The sequence below is a fragment of the Robbsia andropogonis genome (assembly GCF_000970345.1).
Classification (GTDB): Bacteria; Pseudomonadota; Gammaproteobacteria; order Burkholderiales; family Burkholderiaceae; genus Robbsia; species Robbsia andropogonis.
This window is the reverse complement of the sequence record NZ_LAQU01000006.1, coordinates 176,369-194,029: the sequence shown is the minus strand read 5'-3', so window position 1 is coordinate 194,029 and position 17,661 is coordinate 176,369. Positions and strand designations below refer to the sequence as shown.

Genomic DNA, 17,661 nt, shown 5'->3' with positions numbered 1-17,661 from the left:
AAACTGCGTAGGCGACCGTGGCAAAAGGCGTGACCGCAGTACGGGTAAAGGCAGCCGTGTTCGCGTTACGCGGCGGGAATCATCGCGGCGCAGCGCGCCATTTCCCGGGTGACCCAGTCGGCGAAACGCCGGCATTTCGGGTCGTCGTCGAGTGCATAAGTCGATAGAAGGCAATACGCGGAACCGTCCCGTACAAACCCGTGCGGGGCGATGAGATGCTTGCTCGCCAGTTCGTCCTGCACCATGAAAAACGACGACATCGCAACGCCCAGGCCTGCCACCGCCGCCTGGATACACAGGTAGAAATGCTCGTAATCAATGCGTGCATTGCTCCCCAGGGTCATACCGCTGGCGATCGACCAATGCTTCCAGGCGTTCGGTCGCGATTTCGTATGCAGCAACAGCAAGCGTGCCTCCGGCGCGGCAAAGGTCTCGCGGCTTGCCACCGGTCCGACCCATTCATCGCAAATCGTCAGCGCGTGCACGCTGGTGTCCCAGGTGAAGTCGTTTCGTCGCAGTGCGAGATCGACGCCCGTTTTCTGAAAATCGATCGGACCGCCGGCGGCCGATAGATGCAGCTGAATGTCCGGGTGCGCGTGCTGAAACGACGGCAGTCGCGGAATCAGCCATTTCATCGCGATGGTCGGCTCGCACGATAGCACCAGTGTGTTCTCGTGCGCCTGCTGCCGCAGCCGATGCACGGTGCCTTCCAACTGGTCAAAAATAGACGTGGTGGTGGCTTGCAACGCGCGTCCCGCCGCCGTCAAGAACACCGCGCGATTACGTCGCTCGAACAGCGCCACCCCTAGTGCTTCTTCCAACTGCCTGACTTGCCGGCTCACGGCGCCATGCGTGACATGCAACGTTTCCGCGGCTTTTACGAAACTTTCCGTCTGTGCGGCTACGTCGAATACTTTGAATGTGCCTAACGGTGGAAGCCGCATGGTGTGGTCCTTAATCAACCGTTCGTTTGAAATAAGTGTGAGAAATACTATCAGATGACTCACACTATAAATCGCTTTTTTGAATCGTCAAAGGCCCTAATAATCTCCTGGCGCTGCAACGTTCCATTAAACGTTCCGGCAAAACGATACCTACATAATCCAGGGGGCGTAATGATGGAGCAACTGTTTGAACACCGGCCGCGTTCGATACCAGAGCCTCATGCGCAAGTCTCGCTAAATCGCGAGGCGGCCAGTTTGTGCGAATTTATTGCACAGAAAGATTTTTGCTTCCTGCCTGCCGGCAAGACGCGCCGTCTGCTCGGCACGGTTGCCGACGTGGGAGCTGGCGAGTGGCAGCAATTCGCCGAGAGTTGGAATCGTCTCGAGCTCGATACGTTCATGGGCGACGGTGGCCGTTATCGCTATCGTCGCCATGCGGTCTACAGTGCGTTGCCAGGCGGGCGCCGGGCCTATCTGGAAGCCCAGCAGCCTCATTACCAAAGCCTGAACTACAACCATTTGAACGGTGGTATTCCACGCTATTTCGCGCCGCTGGAGCCGGAGATCAGCGGTAGCGATGCGATGAACGCGGTGCTCGCGTTCTGCTGCGAGATTTTTGGCCGCCTGGCGCCGTACTATGCATGGCACATCGAAGTCCACCAGTTCCGCATCAACGCGACGTCAGGGGAAGGTTTGCCCACGCCCGAGGGCATGCATCGCGATGGCGTGAACTTCGTTTTCATGATGTTGATGGATCGGCAGAACGTTTCAAACGGTGAATCGAAAATCGCCGATCGCCATGGCGAGCGGCTTGCCGCATACACGATGGTGTCGCCATTCGACGCGGCGATCCTCAATGACGAGAGGGTGGTGCATGGTGTCACGCCGATCGAACGTATCAAGGCGGATGTGCCCGCGTACCGCGACATGCTCGTAGTCACGTTTTGCAAGAAATAACGCATCGATGGCACGGCCGCATAAGGCGCAGTAAGCCCAAACGACCCGGCGGCAAATCCGTCGCTCCGACGATTTAAAGCGTCCAGAACGACCCGGTAAAGGGTCGAACCAATGCGGAGACAGGCATGAATGAATTGTTCGCAGTAGCGTTGATCACTGTGTTGGCGGTGATCAGTCCGGGACCAGATTTCGCGATGGTGACGCGCAATAGCTATGCGTTTGGCCGCCGCGCGGGCTTGGTCTCCGCATTGGGCATCGCCATTGGCGTTCAGGTGCACGTGATGTACACCGTCTTCGGTGTGGCCGTCATCATCGCCCACTCGCCAATGATGTTTACTGCGATGAAATTTGTCGGTGCCGGGTATTTGATCTACATCGGCTATAAATCACTGACGAATACAAAGAAACTTTCGTTGGACTTGGAGCAGGGAGGGGGCATCTCGATGTTCGCCGCTTTCCGTACCGGCTTTCTGACCAATGCGTTGAATCCGAAGACGATGCTGTTCGTCGTCAGCTCGTACACCCAGGTGGTGAAGCCAGGCAGCCCGTTGTTCGTCGACTTCGGCTATGGACTGTTCATGTCGTTCGCTCACTGGGCGTGGTTCAGTCTCGTCGCGGTGTTCTTTTCGTCCGAAGTATTGCGTCGCACGATGCTCGACAAGCAACGTGCGGTGGACCGGGTGATTGGCACGGCGCTGATGGGCTTGGGGGTGTCACTGGCGCTGTCTGGCGTCGCGCATTGACGGAGATTATGGATGGACAAGATTGCCTGTATCGATCTGGAGGGCGTGCTGATGCCCGAGTTGTGGCCTTTTCTGGCGCAGCAGACCGGCAACGACGCCTTCTTGGAAACGACCCGGGAGACTCCGGACTATGAATGGCTGATGCGCAAACGAATCGACGCATTGCGCAAGCAGGGGCTGCGCTTGAGTGATGTGCAGGCGATTTTCTCTTCGCTCTCGCCGCTTGAAGGGGCTGAGGCTTTTCTGGATACGCTCCGGGCGCGGGATTACGAGATACAAATCGTCTCGGATTGCTTTGTCGAATTGGCCACACCGATTCTTGACCAATTGGGAAGTCCGCCGGCGCAGTGTCACCGGTTGGAGGTCGACGCGGCGGGCTTCGTCACCCGCTGTGCTTTTGCGCCGCGTCGCGGCAAGGAAGATGTCGTCCGGAAATATTTGAATGAGGGTGCGACCGTGCTCGCCGTTGGCGATGCGTTCAACGATCTTGCCATGCTGTCTCTGGCCACTCACGGTTTCCTGGTCCGTCCTTCCGAGTTGACACGTCTCGCGGCGCCGCATCTGCGCACGGTCGAACGACTGGATGAAATCACCGAAGCGCTGTGTGGCGAGGAGTTGATGCACTTCTGTGGTCCACCGCATGCGGTCCGTAATGCCGCGGTAGCGGGCTCCGGCTTGCATGTGGGTTGAACCGATGTGGCATGACGCACAGTCACAGGCCATGCAGCATCGAGCAGTACCTGTTTTTTCAGCACGTTTTACGGCAACGACTTCTCGTTGATCCGGAATGTTTTACTTTTTATTCTGAAGGGGTATGCGATGAGCCATGCGATGAAGATGTTGGATCTGTCCCAGGCAAAGGTAGCCGTCCTCTCCGGTGGCATCGAGTCAGCGATGTTGCGCGCGGACGGTGCGGCGTTCTTTGTAGAACTGGAGACGCGTAATGCGGGAGCGGCTGTACTGGTGACATCGAATCGCCGGCGGCCGCGCGCGTTTCGTAACCCGATGAAGGCGCTGGAAGTCATCATGCGTCTGGGTTTGGAGGTAGGGCAGTTTTCGCTGGGCGGCTGGAAGCCGGAGCAGGCCGAGACGGAGCGACGTAGTCGTCCGGATCGCGCGATGGCTTTACGTCAAACATATGCCAACGCCGCAACCTACGACCGGTGGTTGCGCGAACAGCAACTGGATGACGCGATGAACGAGCCGATCGCTGGCGAACGCGGACATGCGGGTGATCGTTCGGACGTGATGGTGGCCCAGCCGCGCATGGCATCGATGCGTAATGGTTGATGCGCCAGACTGATCGGTCGGTCTATTTTTGAGATGGTACGGAACCGTATGCGAGTGTTGACGGAGCTTTCCGAGACCTTGCGTGCCGTTTCAGTGATGTGCCAGTGTTCTTCTTTTGTGCATCAAAAAGCGTTAAAGAAGTGTGGGATGTGGCCGTAAACAAACGTATGACGATTCGCCCACGCTCCGCCGGTGCGTCGTCTGCAGCGGTCCCCAGCGCAGAGTGTCCCACGCGTAGTCGACATGGAAGGTCAGGACGAGGTCGTTGAAAACGCCGCGGCGCCCGGTGTTGCCGACACTCGCCCATACCCATCCGCATCTGCCGCCGTATCGCTTTCGCCTCAGACCGCGTCGTCCGGGGTGGAGGGTGTGCGTGGTGAGCCAGTGGACGGAGGGGCGGCGACCAAGCCGCACGACGCTAGTGCCGGTGTGGTTGTCGATACCGTGTCGGACGGCGGAATCTATCAGCGGTTGATCCAGGGTATCGCCGAATACGCGATCTACATGTTGGACACCGAGGGGCGAATCCGTACATGGAATGCCGGTGCGCAACGTGCGAAGGGCTATACCGCCGAAGAAATCATAGGCTGCTACTACGGTTGCCTCTACACGCCCGAAGACCAGGTGAACGGCCTTCCCGCATCGAATCTTCGGATCGCACGGGACGAAGGCAAATTCCAGGCCGAGGGTTGGCGCGCGCGTAAGGACGGCTCGAAATTTTGGGCGCACGCGGTCATTGATCCTATTTACGACGCGAATGGCGCGTTGTTCGGTTTCGCCAATGTGACGCGTGATTGCACGGAGTTGCACCATCTGCTCATCCGCGCGCAGGAGCAGGAGCAACGGTTCCGCTTGCTGGCCGAAGGGATCACCGACTACGCGATTTACATGCTCGATCCGAGTGGTATCGTTACGAGCTGGAATGCGGGCGCCGAACGGGCCAACGGCTACGAGGCGGCCGAGATCGTCGGCAAGCATTTTTCAATGTTTTATACGCCGGAGGATCAGGCGAAAGGCATCCCCGCGTTGGGCATAGACACGGCGCGGCACGTTGGCAAATTCGATGCCGAAGGGTGGCGCGTGCGCAAGGACGGCAGCCATTTCTGGGCGCACGTGGTCATCCAGCCGGTCTATGACGATGACGACGCGCTATTCGGCTTCGCCAAGATCACGCGCGATTGCTCCGAACAACGCAAGAATGCCAACGCACTGGCGGCCACTTCCCAGAACCTGAATCTGGCGCTGACGAATATGCGTCAGGGCTTATGCTTGTTCAACCAGCGTGGCGAATTGGTGCTGTCGAACCGCCGTTTCTCCGATATTTTCGAATTGCCTCCCGACGCATTGACGGCGGGCATGTCGCTTGAAACGGTCGTGGAACGGATTTCGCAGATCGTGCCACTGTGGGAGCAGCCCGAGGCCGCCGAGCATCTGCGACAACTGACCGTGTCGTTGTCGGATCGGGACAGCTGGATTCGCGAGACGATGGAGCTGGAGTTGTTGTTCCGGCTGCGCCATATCGCGGTCAGTACGCGGATGCTGGCGCACGGCGGCTGGGTCTCCACGGTCGAGGACGTGACCGAACAGCGGATGACGGAACAACGCATCCAGCATCTGGCGCATCACGACACGCTGACGAACCTGCCCAACCGCACCAGTTTTCAGAATCGTATCCATCATTTGCTGAACGCCACTGGTGTCGAGCGCGCCGGTTTCGCGCTCTTGTATCTGGACCTGGATCGTTTCAAGCCCGTCAATGACTCGCTTGGACACCATATCGGCGATTTGTTACTGAAAGCGGTCAGCCAGCGCTTGCTCAACATCCTCGGCACGGGTGAGCAACTGGCGCGGCTCGGGGGCGACGAATTCACCATCGTCACCACGTCGTGCCGGACGGTGGCGCAGGCGCGGGCGTTGGCGCAACGTTGCATCGATCAACTGGACCATCCTTTTGAGATTGCCAGCAACGAGATCAGCATCGGAGTAAGTGTCGGTGTGGTGCTGCACGCGGACAACGCGACGGATGCCGATCATCTGCTGCAACAGGCGGATTTGGCGTTGTACAAGGCGAAACGCGAAGGGCGCAATCGTTTCTGCCTGTACGAACCAGGCATGAGCGATCCGCTGCGCACCCGTAACGAGGTCGAGGACGACCTGCGGCGTGCGCTGCGCGGCGATGAGCTGACGTTGCATTACCAGCCGATCATCGATGCGGTCACGGGGCGCGTGACCGCATGTGAGGCGTTACTGCGTTGGCGTCACCGACGGCGGGGCGTGATGGCGCCCGCGCAATTCATTCCGGTGGCCGAAGAGCGTGGAATGATGCATGAGCTGGGGGCGTGGGTCATGAAGCGCGCCTGCATGGATGCCATGGCCTGGCCTGAGGACGTGCGGTTGAGTCTAAACGTGTCGCCGTCGCAACTGCTGTATCACGAATTTATCGGCGCCTTGTCGATTGCATTGGAGGAGTCGCGCTTTCCCGCGTGTCGGCTGGAACTGGAGATCACCGAGACCGCACTGCTGGAAAATGCGGAGATACCGCGCCAGATTTTGAAGGAAGTGCGGGCGATGGGAATCGGGGTGGCGATGGACGACTTTGGCACCGGTTATTCGTCCCTCAGCTTGCTGCAGAGTTTCCCATTCACGCGGATCAAGGTCGACCGCAGTTTCATCAAGGAACTGGGCCGCAATCCGAAATCGATGGCCATCGTGCGATCGGTCATGAGTCTGTGCCGTAGCCTCGGAATGGCGACGATCGCGGAAGGCGTTGAGACGCAGGCGCAGCGGGAGACCTTGCTGGCAGAGCACTGCACCGAGCTGCAAGGGTTTCTTGTCTGCCGTCCGATGCCGCCAGCGGATGTGCTGCGTTGGCTGAACGCCGTGCGCGTTCCGGGCCACGGTGACGCGACATCCGGCAAGCGTGGGTTTACCGCGTAGCCGAGCCCGGGCTGGGCGTCGGGAAGCGCGTCGGATGCTGACCTGGCGGGCGTGCTGGTGGCCGCTGCATCCAGCGTGGCGTCATGCGCTAGGCGTCGCGTTGGCGCGGCGGTGTCGCAACGGGCGCGTGTACCAATCCCAAGCTTTCCAGCGTCGCGGCTACCCGCAGCACATGATCCTCGCGCCACGGCGCGCCGATGATTTGCACGCCTATCGGCAGCGTAGGATGCGCGTGCCACACCGGCACCGTGCAGACTGGCAGACCGATGCACGAAATAGGTTGCGTCAGGATACCCATGTTTGCACGAACCGGCAGCGTGTGATACCCGACCTCCATCATTTCCTGGCCCACAAGCGTGGCGACCCGCGGCGTGGCCGGCGCCAGCAGGATGTCGTAATCACCAAGCAGTCTTGCGACGGCCTGGGCATACACGCGGCGTACCCGATAGGCGCGATGTATCCAGGCCGCGGGCAATAGCGCGCCGGCAAGGAAGCGATCGCGCGACAGGGGTTCGAACGCATCCGGTTGCGTGCGCAGATCGGGCAGGTGCAGCGCGGCGCCCTCGGCATTCGTGATCAGGAACGCCGCCGCGCGCCCTGCCTCGACCAGGGGCAATGACACGGCGTGATGGACATCCAATGCCTCGGCGATGCGGTCCACGGCGGCGAGGCTTTCCGGCTCGGCGTACTCTCGGAACCAGCCGTTCAACATGGCGATACGCAGATCGCCGCGTCCGATGTCGTTTCCGGCATGGCCGGCAAGTGTCGACAGTACTTGCTCCGCGGTCGTTTCGACCGCGCGTCCGGCGCAGCCACCGTCGCCCGTCGCGGGCGCGCGCTGCATCACGTCGTAACTCAACGCCAGATCGCGCACGCTGCGTGCAAATGGTCCGAGATGGTCGAGGCTGTCGACGAACGGATAGGTGCCGGTGCGAGGGAGACGGCCGAAAGTCGGTTTTAGCGCAAATGTGCCGCAAAGCGACGCAGGCACACGGATCGACCCGTTGGTATCGGACCCCAGCGATAACGGGACTTGGCCTGCCGCGACGGCGGCAGCGGAACCGCCGGACGAGCCGCCGGCAATCCGATCGATATCATGAGGATTGCGTGTGACGCCGTAGTGCGAGTTTTCCGTCGTGAAGCCATACGCGTACTCATCCATGTTGCAGGCGCCAACAAGTATCGCACCGGCCGCTTCCAATGCGGCGACCAGCGGCGCATCGTTGGCGGCGGGGGGGCGAGAGGCTTCGATGCGCGAACCGGAGAGCGTCGTTACACCGGCGATATCGAACAGGTTCTTGACGGCAAAGGGTACGCCGGCGAGGGGGAAGCGTGCTAACGCATCGGGATCGCGTGCGCGCAGGGTGTCGAGTTCGCTCGCGCGCTGTCTGGCGCGTGCATCGACGACCGTCGTGAAAGCGCGTAAGGCGCCATCGGTCTGCGCAATGCGTGTCAGCGCCGTCTCGACAAGATCGCTTGCGCGGATTTCACCTTGTCGTACCGCCGCGGCCATGCCAGTGGCGTCACCCAGGAACAGTTGGGTCGCGGGAGAAAGCGATGATCCTGTCATGCCGCACCTGTCGGGTCGCGTCTCGCGGGACGAGGTGCCGCGGCGACGGGCTCGAACCGGCTAGCCGGTTCGTCGCGCTCGGAAAGCGGGATGGCGTCGAGTTGCCGTGCCATCGTCGCGGCAATATCGAGATAGCGGAGCACGCCGGGACGAAAGGCGGGATCAATCGGCAGGCCGAGCGTGACAGCGGCAGCTTCCATATATGCCTCAAGCGCTTCGGCAGACAGCACTGCGCGGGGCGGCGGCGTATTCACGTCAGGGGCATGCTCAAGGCGCGCACCGGGTGTGCCGAGTGGCACGGTGGGGTCAGGGGTGACCGTTTCCGTCGGCCAGGAAGATCGGGACGTCGAATGAGGCATCATCGGCATGGGCTTCCGGCAATCGTCGGCGTGACAGGGGTTCCTGCCACGATTTGCTATGCAACCATGGTACGCATCATAGTCGTTGCCGGCCGCGTATCAAAATTCGATGTCGCTGAAGACAAGTCATCGCCGGGAGGAGGCATGTCGCGGTGTGCGTCGGCACAATGAAAAAGGCCCCACGATATGTATCGTGGGGCCTTGTTTCTGCGACGAATCGGTTGTCATCGCTAATTCTGGTGGGTAGTACAGGGTTCGAACCTGTGACCCCTGCCGTGTGAAGGCAGTGCTCTACCGCTGAGCTAACCACCCTGGGTCGTATTCGACAGCACCGCAGAGCGATTGATGCTTGCTTGCGCTGTCGAGGAACGAGATTATAGCAGCGATCTTTCGCTTTGCAAGCGTTTTTCACCGACGCCGGGCCAATGCATGCACGAGCGATGCATCTCGCGACAGCTCACGCCGCTGTTGGCGCGGCTGCTTCTGCGGCGGGCTCGGCCAACCAGACGCATTTCCCTTTTGATGCCTTGTCCAGTTCGGCGAGCAGTGCGCCATGCGACGCCGCTTCGTCGTCGGTTGCCCGCAGGACGGGCAGCGAGAGCGATGCGAAGGTCGCGGCGGCCGTTTTTGCTGCCTGGGCGTGGCCGCTGCTCGCATGATCGGTGTGATCGTCGCCACCGTCGATGACCAGGCTCTCCTGGCCGCGCGTCAGCGACAGATACACTTCCGCCAGCAATTCCGAGTCGAGCAGGGCGCCGTGCAGCGTACGGTGCGCGTTGCTGATGCCGAAACGGTCACACAGCGCATCCAGTGAATTCCGTTTGCCGGGAAACGTGGCCTTCGCCATGGCCAGCGAATCGATGATCTCGCCCACGTGCTCGACGAACGGTGGCCATCCCAGCCGGGCAAATTCGGCTTCCATGAAAGCGACGTCGAACGGCGCGTTATGGATAATCAGGTCGGCGCCTTTCACGTAGTCGCGCAGGGCTTCGGCGATCTCTGCGAACTTTGGCTTGTCCGACAGGAAGTCGGTGGTCAGGCCGTGTACGGCCAACGCACCCGGATCGCTGTCGCGTTCCGGGTTGACATAGAAGTGCAGGTTATTGCCGGTCAACCGACGGTTGACCAGCTCGACCGCACCAATTTCGATAATCCGGTCACCGGTCTTGGGGTTCAGTCCGGTGGTTTCGGTATCGAATACAAGTTGTCGAAGCATCGTCTGTCAATAAATAGTGGGAGGGCGCCGCGAGACGAAGGCTAATCCGCGCGGAATTCACGCCCTTGCATATTTTGCGCTGCGTCGCGTAAGCGCGGTAACGCGCCGTGACCAGGATTTCCGCATATCTTACGCGATCGTGTCGATCGACGAGCCGGCATTTTTCGTCAGGTAAGTGCACCAGCCGGGCAATGCGACATCGATCACGACGGCCACGCTTTCCGGGTCCCGGTTCGTCTGACAAAAGTGCGTCAGGAGTACGTCCGGCAGTGCGTGGGGCCGGCGGGCGTTGTCAGTCAGAAGGGTCGTCACCAAGGCGAAGTGCGATTACACTAGTCATTTTTATGTCGACCATGGGCCGCAGCACACATACCGAACCTCTTGTCGCAGATCTTATCGCCGCCGCGCGAACATGGTATGAGATGCCGAACGGCATTACTGAACGTGCGTTGCGCGTGGCGATCGAGGCATTGCGTCAACCGGATGTGGGAGGCGCCGCGTCGAAAGGTAAGGTTCCAGCGGACAATGCGCCGGGACAGACCGACGCCCCGCTGACCCCTCCGGTGGAGCCCGGTAGCTTTGTCATCTATTCGGACGGTTCGGCATTGCGGAATCCCGGGCCGGCGGGGTGTGGATGGGTGGTCCTGAGTAGCGGAAAAGTTGTCTACGAAGGATTCGAGTCGATCGGGCACGCCACAAATCAGGTTGCCGAGATACTGGCGGCAGCGCACGGGTTGAATAATCTTCCGGCCAACTCGTCCATTGACGTTCACACCGATTCGCTGTACGTGGTGCAAACCATGAAAGGCGCCTTCAAGAAGAAAGCAAACATCGAGCATTGGGTGTTTCTCGATGAAGCCGTTCGCCGCCATGCATCCGTGCGATTTCATCATGTCAAGGGACATGCCGGACATGACATGAACGAACGCGCCGACGTGTTGGCGAACAAGGGCTCGGAATTGTCGCGGAAGCGCCTGGCGGCCGGATCCTGAAGCACGAATGCACAAAGCCGGGCCGCCGGTGCCAAGGATCGGTCCTCGACGCTGTCTCAGGAGCGTGCGATTTTTTGAGGGTACGCCAATCGGGCGAAAGGGCTGCGTGACCACCCTCCCTGTTGTCGGCGACCTTGCATCGGGCCGTTCCTACAATCGCGATGCCGAGGTGGGTGTCGGCGCCGCCGCAGGTGTCAGTGCCGAGGGCACCGCCGCTGTTTTCTTCTTCCAACTCGGACCCACCAGTCGCATGCGTCGTTCGCGCTTGACCGCGGTGATCAAGTACACCGCGCCGAAAATCGGCCACCAGCGGTCGCCCGCCGCCTCCATGAAGCGGCAGCGTTCGAGCCACTTCGCGTTTGTCAACGGCGGGCGGTAGCAGCCAAACCTTCCTCGGCTCAATTCGAATCCGAGCAGCTTGATCCAGTCCTTCAGCCGCGTAAAGGCGATCAGGTCGGTATCCGCCGGCACGAACGGCCGCTGCGTCCGGCGGCCGACCGATTGCCGGACCCCCCACAAACTCAAGGAATTGAACGCGGTAATGACCAGCTTGCCTTCCGGCACCAGCACGCGTTCCGCTTCGCGCAGCAGCGCATGCGGTTCCACCGTGAATTCCAGGGTATGCGGCATCACCAGCAAATCCAGACTTTGACTCTCGTACGGCAATTCGCCGAAGTCGGCCCAGACCGTTGTCCGGTTAGGCGGCGCATGCAGCAGCGGCACGTCCGTCTGCGCATCCAATATCGCATTTCCGGAACGTCGACGCGGTTCGCGGCCACCTACGTGATGTCCGTGCTGGCCATGCAGAGGTGGCTGGCCGGCGTGCATCAAGCGATCGGCGCCGGGACGGGTAGGCGGGAGCAGGTAAGGCGAGCTGAACGGGCTTTGCGGGTCGAGTGTCAACACGCGGCTAGGCATCCGGTTCTCCCGCAACGCATCAAGTTGCGGCAGTCCCAGTTGCACGGCGCGATAGCCGAACATGTCACTGACGACACGATCCGCCTGGGCTTGCTCCCACGCCAGGACGTATTGCCCCGGCGGGGATTGCGTCCAGTCGGACCAGTCTATAATCGGTCGCTCAGCCATGCGCCCCCAATCAAATACATCGGCAGCCTGTCGCGCTGCCCCCAATTCATGCCCATGATGCCGCCAGCCTCGTCTTCCGTCGCGTCCGCTCCCAGCGAGACATACGACGTTTTCCCATTACCTGCATTCAATGACAACTATATTTGGATGCTGGTGCCGCAATGCGAAGCCGCCCTCCCGGACGCGATCGGCGTGACGGTCGTTGATCCGGGGCAGGCGGCGCCAGTCATCGCTTATCTCGAGGCCGGCAACCGTTATCTGAGCGCTATTCTACTCACGCATCACCATGCGGACCACGTCGGCGGTGTGGCCGAGTTGCTTGCTTACACCGAACGGCAGATCGCCACAGGCAGGGCATCCGCCTTGCCGCCCGTCTACGGGCCCGCTGGCGAGGACATCGCGACGGTCACGCAGCCTATTCGAGGCGGCGATATCGTGGCGACCGCCTCGCCGCGAGCGCATTTTACGGTAATCGACGTCCCCGGCCATACACGTGCGCATATCGCGTACTTCGAGGCGGGGGCAGGCGATGAGGAGGGCACCCCGTCGCGCGCGTCGGATAGCACGTCGTCCCGTGAAGGTCGTGCATCGGGAACAGGGGGGAGCGAACCCACTGCCGCCCCAGCGACTGCGGTTGCCACTATCGATCGGAATCGGCCGCCGAGGGTTTTTTGTGGTGATACGCTCTTCGCCACCGGATGTGGCCGTTTGTTCGAGGGCACGCCAGCGCAGATGTTGGCGTCGCTGGACCGGTTGACGGCATTGCCGGCGGCGACCTTGGTGCATTGCGCACATGAGTACACGCTATCGAATATCCGCTTTGCATTGGCGGCCGATCCGGAAAATGCGGATCTGCAAGCCTGGTCGGTGCAGGCCGACGCGCTGCGCGCGGCGGGTACGCCGACCGTCCCTACAACCTTGGCGCATGAGCGCCGCGTCAACCCGTTTCTGCGTGCCGATGCGCCGGCCATCGCACCGCAACTGCGGGCCGTGATGGCGGCACGGCAGGGTGAACAGGCAGCGGAAGTGCCTCTGACACGGCTCGCCGCTTTCACCCAATTACGCGCGTGGAAGGACCGTTTCTAACACCCGTTACAAGGGGTATCCATGCTGTTACTTTAAAAAAACCTTGCAGCCCCTCGATTTCATTGAGATTTTTTTGTAACGGAGGTTGACGGGAGGGACGGGTTTCCTTACCATCCTGACACTACTTCCGCCTTGGTTACTGGCTATCGAGACGCCTCCTTCATGCGATTGATCCTTTGTGCGCTGCTGGCGCTGATGCTTTCCGCTTGTGCCGGCACGGCGAGCAATATGGCGAATGGCTCCGATGGCTATACCAACGCCTACGCCACCAATCAGGACCAAAACAAGGAAACGGCGCAAAGCAAGGCGCTGCGTCGTTCGACGGCGGGCAAGACGATTGATGTGGACCATGGGTCGGTCGATGCACTGGCGACGCAGGATACGGATCTTTGGGCCCGTATTCGCCGCGGCTTCCAAATGCCCGACCTGACTGGCGATCTGGTCGACGCCCAAACGAACTGGTACGTGACGCGTCCGGACTATGTTCAGCGTATGACCGATCGTTCGCGGCTCTATCTCTATCACATCGTCGAACAGCTCGAAGCGCGTCATATGCCCACCGAGCTGGCATTGCTGCCGTTTATCGAAAGTGCCTACAACCCTCAGGCGTTGTCGGTTGCCAAGGCGGCCGGTATGTGGCAATTCATTCCTGGTACGGGCCGAGACTACAATCTGGCGCAGAACATGTTCCAGGACCAGCGCCGCGATGTGCTGGCGTCGACCGATGCCGCGCTCGATTACCTGTCCCGGCTGCACGATATGTTCGGCGACTGGCAATTGGCACTGGCCGCGTATAACTGGGGGGAGGGCAATGTACAGAAGGCCATCGCTCGCAATGCCGCCAAGGGTTTGCCGACCGATTACGCCAGCTTGAACATGCCGAACGAGACGCGTAACTACGTCCCGAAACTGCAGGCGGTCAAGAACTTGATTGATGACCCGGCGAAGTATGGTCTGACGCTGCCAGAAATTCCGAATCACCCTTATTTCGTGACAGTGACCACGTCGCGGGATATCGACGTCAAGGTGGCGGCGCAATTGGCCGACATGAAACTCGATGACTTCAAGGCGTTGAACCCGTCGTTCACGAAGCCGGTCATCCTGGGTTCGACGCAACCACAGATTCTGTTGCCATTCGACAGTGCCGAAGTCTTCGCGCGTAATCTGAAACACTATACGTTGCCGCTGTCTAGCTGGACCACGTATCAGGTCACCGCACGCGAACGTCCGAAGGACCTTGCCGAGAAAATCGGCGTTGATCCGAAGACGCTGATGGCAGTCAATAAAATTCCGTCCGGAATGCGCCTGAAGCCGGGCTCGACGATCCTGGTGCCGAAATCCGATGATGGCCCTGCGGTGGGCGATATCAGCGCGACTGTCGCGGAGAATGCGGTGCTGGCGATCGAACCGGACAAACCGATCTACCGTCGCGTGTCAGTGCGGGTGCCGCAGCGTGAAACAGCCACGGCATTGGCGTCGCGCCTGGGCGTGTCGGTAGCGGAACTGCGTCGCTGGAATCGCACGCGCGCCACGTCGTTCCGTGCCGGCACGCAGCTGGTCGTGTATGTTCGTGAAGATGTCGATGGCGGTGCCCGTCCGATGCAATTGCAGACCGTATCGCTGCGGGACGACGACGCGTCACGGGGCCGCGTGATCCGCGCCTCTGACAAGGTCGAGCAAGCATCGGAACCGGAACCGAAGTCGTCGCGCAAGATCGTAACCACGCGCGCTCAGGGCAAGGTGCGCCCGGCTGCAGGCAAGCGCGAAGTGGTGCGTGAGAGCAAGCCCGCGAAGAATGCGGTGGCTTCCAGTCGCCGCGCCGTGCCCGAAAGGCAAGCCAAGGCCGAAAAAGCGACGCCGAAAGTGGCGTCCAAGGCGGTTGCGAAGCCTGCCAAGACTTCGGGCAAATCGTCCTCGGCCCATCGCGTCGCGTCGCGCTGATCGTGCAAACGTCGCGGCATGCTTGACGGGTTTGCCGGTGAAGCGTGTCGGTGTCCCGCGTTCTGGGATCATGCATCGCGACTGCCGCCCGCGAGCAGCGCGTTAATTCAATGACGCTGTACTTGCTTCCCGGAATTCGATAGTCAGGCCGTGACGGTAATGCATCGTATTGAGCCAGGTGCGGTCAACCCTTGATACGAGATCGGGATTCGCGCGACCCGATGCCCGCACCTCCCTCGGGGCCACGATTGTCAGCAAGCGTAGCGTGGGGAGCCGTTGGGGTGGTATGACCGACGGCGTAATGATCTGTTCGATCCACGCTCGTGTCAGTGGCAGATGCTGAAGTGTCAGTGATTCAAGATGCGGGTTCTGTCCCAGCGCCACTGCCGCCGTTTCGTCGAACGCACCTCCGTCCAGCGTAAGGTTGCGTACGGGCAGGTGCAACAACGCATCGGCGGCATTGTGGCGGTCACTATGGGGCGCATCGACGTCACATTGACAAAGAAAGGTATCGAGCGGTTGTTCGCGCTGCATCAACGGTAGCGTATTGAGGTGCGAGGGGAGCAGGGCACCCCGCACGTCGAGCCGCTGCAAGTGCGGCGAGCCCATGAGCATCGATATCGCCCCGGACATCAACCCCGCCTTTGCGTAAATCATCGTCTTGATCTTTTGCGCATCCAGGGCCATGGCATCAGGCAGGATCATGTTGGTGTAATAGATCCGCTTGACGGGCAGCAGCATCAAGGCGCGCACGAATGCGAAATTCACGCGCGGCGGAATGTCCACGTGAACCAATTCGAGCGACGCCAGATTGGGAAAGCGCATCAAATTGTGAATCGCTGAATCGTCGAGTTCTCCTCCTTGCAGCGTCACGTGACAGGTATGTGTATCAAGCCGCGACAAAGCGTCCGGGCTCCAATTAGGTTGCCCCTGCCACCGTGTCGTATCGCCAGCGTAGTTGAATGCCGGCGGACCGTTCAGTTGATCGAAAGCTGGCTCCGCGTTAATGCGACTGAGTCGGAGCAACGCGCATGGGTTACTCGAATCGGGGGCGACCGGGGAAAGCATGAGGCGTCTCCAAGAGCGCTGCCGATATCGCAGCGGGTCTTTCTTGGTGACGCACATGCGTGACCGTTCCGCATGGTGCGCGTGGAACGGCATCCATCATCGTCGCGGCGACGGGGGATTCGGATGGATGTCTGTACTTTGGTCACAGGCCGTGCATGGGGTCCATGCCGTCTGTGCCTTGACTCCGGTATCAGTCGGCGGCGGGAGAAATTCAGCGGGAAATACGACTTAGTCTATTTTATTGCGAATACTAAATATGCCATTGCAATATATATACGTTTCGAAAGTCGAAGAAGGTTGCCAAGCCCGCCGCTGAGTCCGACTGCACCGCACCGACGCTGGTCGCCAAGCGCGTTACAAAGCCAAACAAGTCGGTAGCCAAGGCGGCGCCTGCACGTCGGGTCCGCTTCGCGCTGATCTCACCGTACGGTGCGGTGACGGCCCTGTCACCGTAGCCGTGTCGCGCTGCACGGGCGAACCGCGCGCCGTTTGCATTGCCTTACGTATCGCGCGTGGACGCTGGAGTCTAAAGGCGTGCCATGGTCCACCCAAGGTCGATCCGTTTCGTGGCCTTATCCATCACGTCTTTTTCGTGCGCCGTGGACGCGGTTGATGTTGGCGGGTGTGCTGGACTAGGTGCCGTGGGAGTTTTGGCATTGGTCTGTTGTGCGAACGACGGCCCTGCATGGTTTTCCCGCGTCGCCTGCTCGTCGGTCTCTTCGTAGCGGATGTCGATCCAGGTTCCACGACTTACGAAGTCCAGCCAGGACTTGTCGACGAGCGGCGCGCGCATCGACTCCGGGTATCTTGAATGCAAGGCGGCGCGAGGGCGGACAAGGGTCAACGAACGGATTGAATACGATTTCAGGATCGTGAGCGTCCACTCTCTCGTCAATTCAAGATCGACCAGTGTGACGTCCTGCAAAAAGCAGTTCGCCGCAAGTGCGAGCGCCGTATAGTGCGTAAAGTCGCCGCCGACCAATGTCAACTCGCGCACCCGGATGGCTGATAGGCTGCGATTGAATCCGACATAATGCCGCCCGGATGCGGGCGTATCCACAAGATGGAGCGCAATAAGGTCGGTCAGTCCATGCAGAGCGCTGACTAACGATCGGTCCATCGCACAGCGTAGCAAGGTCAGGTGAGCGGTGTCGGTCGGCAGGCGGGTCAATGCGTCGATGACTTTTGTTCCGACGTCGCGAAGAGGATGAGGGCGTCGCGCTCCGGTCGCTTTACATCAGCGCACGTGGCAGCGACGCCGCGGGAGGCATTGGTTTCAGCAGCCTGCGTCGACGTTGATGAAGGGCAATACGAGAGATCGCAGATACGCGTATCCATGGACAGGTTCCTGTGAGGAGTAGAGGGTGCTTCGGCGTCTCGATCGCGACGGCTGTCTTCGGGTACGAGGATCTCCGCGGTCTTTCCGGGGTTGCGTTGCGCCCTGTCCGGCCAGGCTATGCCCGCTGCGCGCG

Annotated in this window: 16 protein-coding genes and 1 tRNA gene; 8 read left to right on the top strand and 9 right to left on the bottom strand. The window is 60.5% G+C overall.

Annotation, left to right across the window (positions count from 1 at the left end; translation table 11 throughout):
• Positions 1-65 precede the first annotated feature (65 nt).
• Positions 66-944, bottom strand: a complete 879-nt coding sequence (locus WM40_RS08330; protein WP_024901467.1) for a LysR substrate-binding domain-containing protein — start codon at positions 942-944, stop codon at positions 66-68.
• A 171-nt stretch (positions 945-1,115) separates the two neighbouring features.
• On the opposite strand from WM40_RS08330, the gene WM40_RS08325 reads away from it, so the two are divergent.
• The 5 genes from WM40_RS08325 to WM40_RS08305 all read left to right on the top strand — a co-directional run bounded on the left by WM40_RS08325 (position 1,116) and on the right by WM40_RS08305 (position 6,871).
• Positions 1,116-1,901 carry a 2OG-Fe dioxygenase family protein gene (locus WM40_RS08325; RefSeq protein ID WP_201779128.1) on the top strand — a complete coding sequence of 262 codons (786 nt, stop codon included), beginning with the start codon at positions 1,116-1,118 and terminating at the stop codon, positions 1,899-1,901.
• Between the two features lie 125 nt (positions 1,902-2,026).
• The gene (locus WM40_RS08320) at positions 2,027-2,644 is read left to right on the top strand and encodes a LysE family translocator (RefSeq protein WP_024901465.1); all 618 of its coding nucleotides are present in this window, start codon (positions 2,027-2,029) and stop codon (positions 2,642-2,644) included.
• Between the two features lie 12 nt (positions 2,645-2,656).
• The gene (gene thrH / locus WM40_RS08315) at positions 2,657-3,334 is read left to right on the top strand and encodes a bifunctional phosphoserine phosphatase/homoserine phosphotransferase ThrH (RefSeq protein WP_024901464.1); all 678 of its coding nucleotides are present in this window, start codon (positions 2,657-2,659) and stop codon (positions 3,332-3,334) included.
• Between the two features lie 129 nt (positions 3,335-3,463).
• A complete protein-coding gene (locus WM40_RS08310; RefSeq protein WP_176025977.1) occupies positions 3,464-3,934 on the top strand; it encodes a hypothetical protein in 471 nt (156 codons plus the stop codon).
• 243 nt (positions 3,935-4,177) lie between these two features.
• Positions 4,178-6,871 carry a sensor domain-containing protein gene (locus tag WM40_RS08305; protein WP_052738233.1) on the top strand — a complete coding sequence of 898 codons (2,694 nt, stop codon included), beginning with the start codon at positions 4,178-4,180 and terminating at the stop codon, positions 6,869-6,871.
• A gap of 88 nt (positions 6,872-6,959) precedes the next feature.
• Here WM40_RS08305 and WM40_RS08300 read toward each other — a convergent pair whose 3' ends face one another.
• The 5 genes from WM40_RS08300 to WM40_RS30030 all read right to left on the bottom strand — a co-directional run bounded on the left by WM40_RS08300 (position 6,960) and on the right by WM40_RS30030 (position 10,328).
• Positions 6,960-8,441 (bottom strand): AtzE family amidohydrolase, encoded by a 1,482-nt coding sequence (locus tag WM40_RS08300; RefSeq protein ID WP_024901461.1) that lies wholly within the window; start codon positions 8,439-8,441, stop codon positions 6,960-6,962.
• Entirely contained in the window at positions 8,438-8,809 is a 372-nt protein-coding gene (locus WM40_RS27775) for a DUF4089 domain-containing protein (protein WP_052738232.1), read from the bottom strand. Before WM40_RS27775 ends, WM40_RS08300 begins: the two co-directional genes overlap by 4 nt.
• A gap of 228 nt (positions 8,810-9,037) precedes the next feature.
• Positions 9,038-9,112 (bottom strand) — tRNA-Val (locus tag WM40_RS08290).
• 145 nt (positions 9,113-9,257) lie between these two features.
• The gene (dnaQ, locus tag WM40_RS08285; protein WP_024901459.1) at positions 9,258-10,016 is read right to left on the bottom strand and encodes a DNA polymerase III subunit epsilon; all 759 of its coding nucleotides are present in this window, start codon (positions 10,014-10,016) and stop codon (positions 9,258-9,260) included.
• A 129-nt stretch (positions 10,017-10,145) separates the two neighbouring features.
• Positions 10,146-10,328, bottom strand: a complete 183-nt coding sequence (locus WM40_RS30030; RefSeq protein ID WP_046152631.1) for a hypothetical protein — start codon at positions 10,326-10,328, stop codon at positions 10,146-10,148.
• Between the two features lie 32 nt (positions 10,329-10,360).
• Between WM40_RS30030 and WM40_RS08275 the strand changes: the two genes are divergently transcribed.
• Positions 10,361-11,008 (top strand): ribonuclease HI, encoded by a 648-nt coding sequence (locus WM40_RS08275; protein ID WP_024901457.1) that lies wholly within the window; start codon positions 10,361-10,363, stop codon positions 11,006-11,008.
• A gap of 150 nt (positions 11,009-11,158) precedes the next feature.
• On the opposite strand, the gene WM40_RS08270 is transcribed toward WM40_RS08275, so the two are convergent.
• On the bottom strand, positions 11,159-12,094 hold the full coding sequence (locus WM40_RS08270; protein ID WP_046152630.1) for a class I SAM-dependent methyltransferase: 936 nt from the start codon (positions 12,092-12,094) through the stop codon (positions 11,159-11,161).
• A 54-nt stretch (positions 12,095-12,148) separates the two neighbouring features.
• Between WM40_RS08270 and WM40_RS08265 the strand changes: the two genes are divergently transcribed.
• Together WM40_RS08265 and WM40_RS08260 are read left to right on the top strand one after the other, a co-directional pair.
• Positions 12,149-13,180, top strand: a complete 1,032-nt coding sequence (locus WM40_RS08265; protein ID WP_413783801.1) for a hydroxyacylglutathione hydrolase — start codon at positions 12,149-12,151, stop codon at positions 13,178-13,180.
• 162 nt (positions 13,181-13,342) lie between these two features.
• Entirely contained in the window at positions 13,343-15,121 is a 1,779-nt protein-coding gene (locus WM40_RS08260; RefSeq protein ID WP_046152629.1) for a transglycosylase SLT domain-containing protein, read from the top strand.
• Between the two features lie 102 nt (positions 15,122-15,223).
• Here WM40_RS08260 and WM40_RS08255 read toward each other — a convergent pair whose 3' ends face one another.
• Entirely contained in the window at positions 15,224-16,189 is a 966-nt protein-coding gene (locus WM40_RS08255; protein ID WP_157685753.1) for a hypothetical protein, read from the bottom strand.
• 526 nt (positions 16,190-16,715) lie between these two features.
• A complete protein-coding gene (locus WM40_RS08250; RefSeq protein WP_157685752.1) occupies positions 16,716-17,360 on the bottom strand; it encodes a hypothetical protein in 645 nt (214 codons plus the stop codon).
• Positions 17,361-17,661: the final 301 nt, after the last annotated feature.

Bases quoted from the DNA above. Each gene is read 5' to 3' on its own strand.
- WM40_RS08260 (WP_046152629.1), top strand. From the start codon at position 13,343: ATGCGATTGATCCTTTGTGCGCTGCTGGCGCTGATGCTTTCCGCTTGT.
- WM40_RS08265 (WP_413783801.1), top strand. From the start codon at position 12,149: ATGATGCCGCCAGCCTCGTCTTCCGTCGCGTCCGCTCCCAGCGAGACA.
- WM40_RS08275 (WP_024901457.1), top strand. From the start codon at position 10,361: ATGTCGACCATGGGCCGCAGCACACATACCGAACCTCTTGTCGCAGAT.
- WM40_RS08300 (WP_024901461.1), bottom strand. From the start codon at position 8,441: ATGACAGGATCATCGCTTTCTCCCGCGACCCAACTGTTCCTGGGTGAC.
- WM40_RS08325 (WP_201779128.1), top strand. From the start codon at position 1,116: ATGATGGAGCAACTGTTTGAACACCGGCCGCGTTCGATACCAGAGCCT.
- WM40_RS08305 (WP_052738233.1), top strand. From the start codon at position 4,178: ATGGAAGGTCAGGACGAGGTCGTTGAAAACGCCGCGGCGCCCGGTGTT.
- dnaQ (WP_024901459.1), bottom strand. From the start codon at position 10,016: ATGCTTCGACAACTTGTATTCGATACCGAAACCACCGGACTGAACCCC.
- WM40_RS27775 (WP_052738232.1), bottom strand. From the start codon at position 8,809: ATGCCGATGATGCCTCATTCGACGTCCCGATCTTCCTGGCCGACGGAA.
- WM40_RS08310 (WP_176025977.1), top strand. From the start codon at position 3,464: ATGAGCCATGCGATGAAGATGTTGGATCTGTCCCAGGCAAAGGTAGCC.
- WM40_RS08270 (WP_046152630.1), bottom strand. From the start codon at position 12,094: ATGGCTGAGCGACCGATTATAGACTGGTCCGACTGGACGCAATCCCCG.
- thrH (WP_024901464.1), top strand. From the start codon at position 2,657: ATGGACAAGATTGCCTGTATCGATCTGGAGGGCGTGCTGATGCCCGAG.
- WM40_RS08255 (WP_157685753.1), bottom strand. From the start codon at position 16,189: ATGCTTTCCCCGGTCGCCCCCGATTCGAGTAACCCATGCGCGTTGCTC.
- WM40_RS08320 (WP_024901465.1), top strand. From the start codon at position 2,027: ATGAATGAATTGTTCGCAGTAGCGTTGATCACTGTGTTGGCGGTGATC.
- WM40_RS08330 (WP_024901467.1), bottom strand. From the start codon at position 944: ATGCGGCTTCCACCGTTAGGCACATTCAAAGTATTCGACGTAGCCGCA.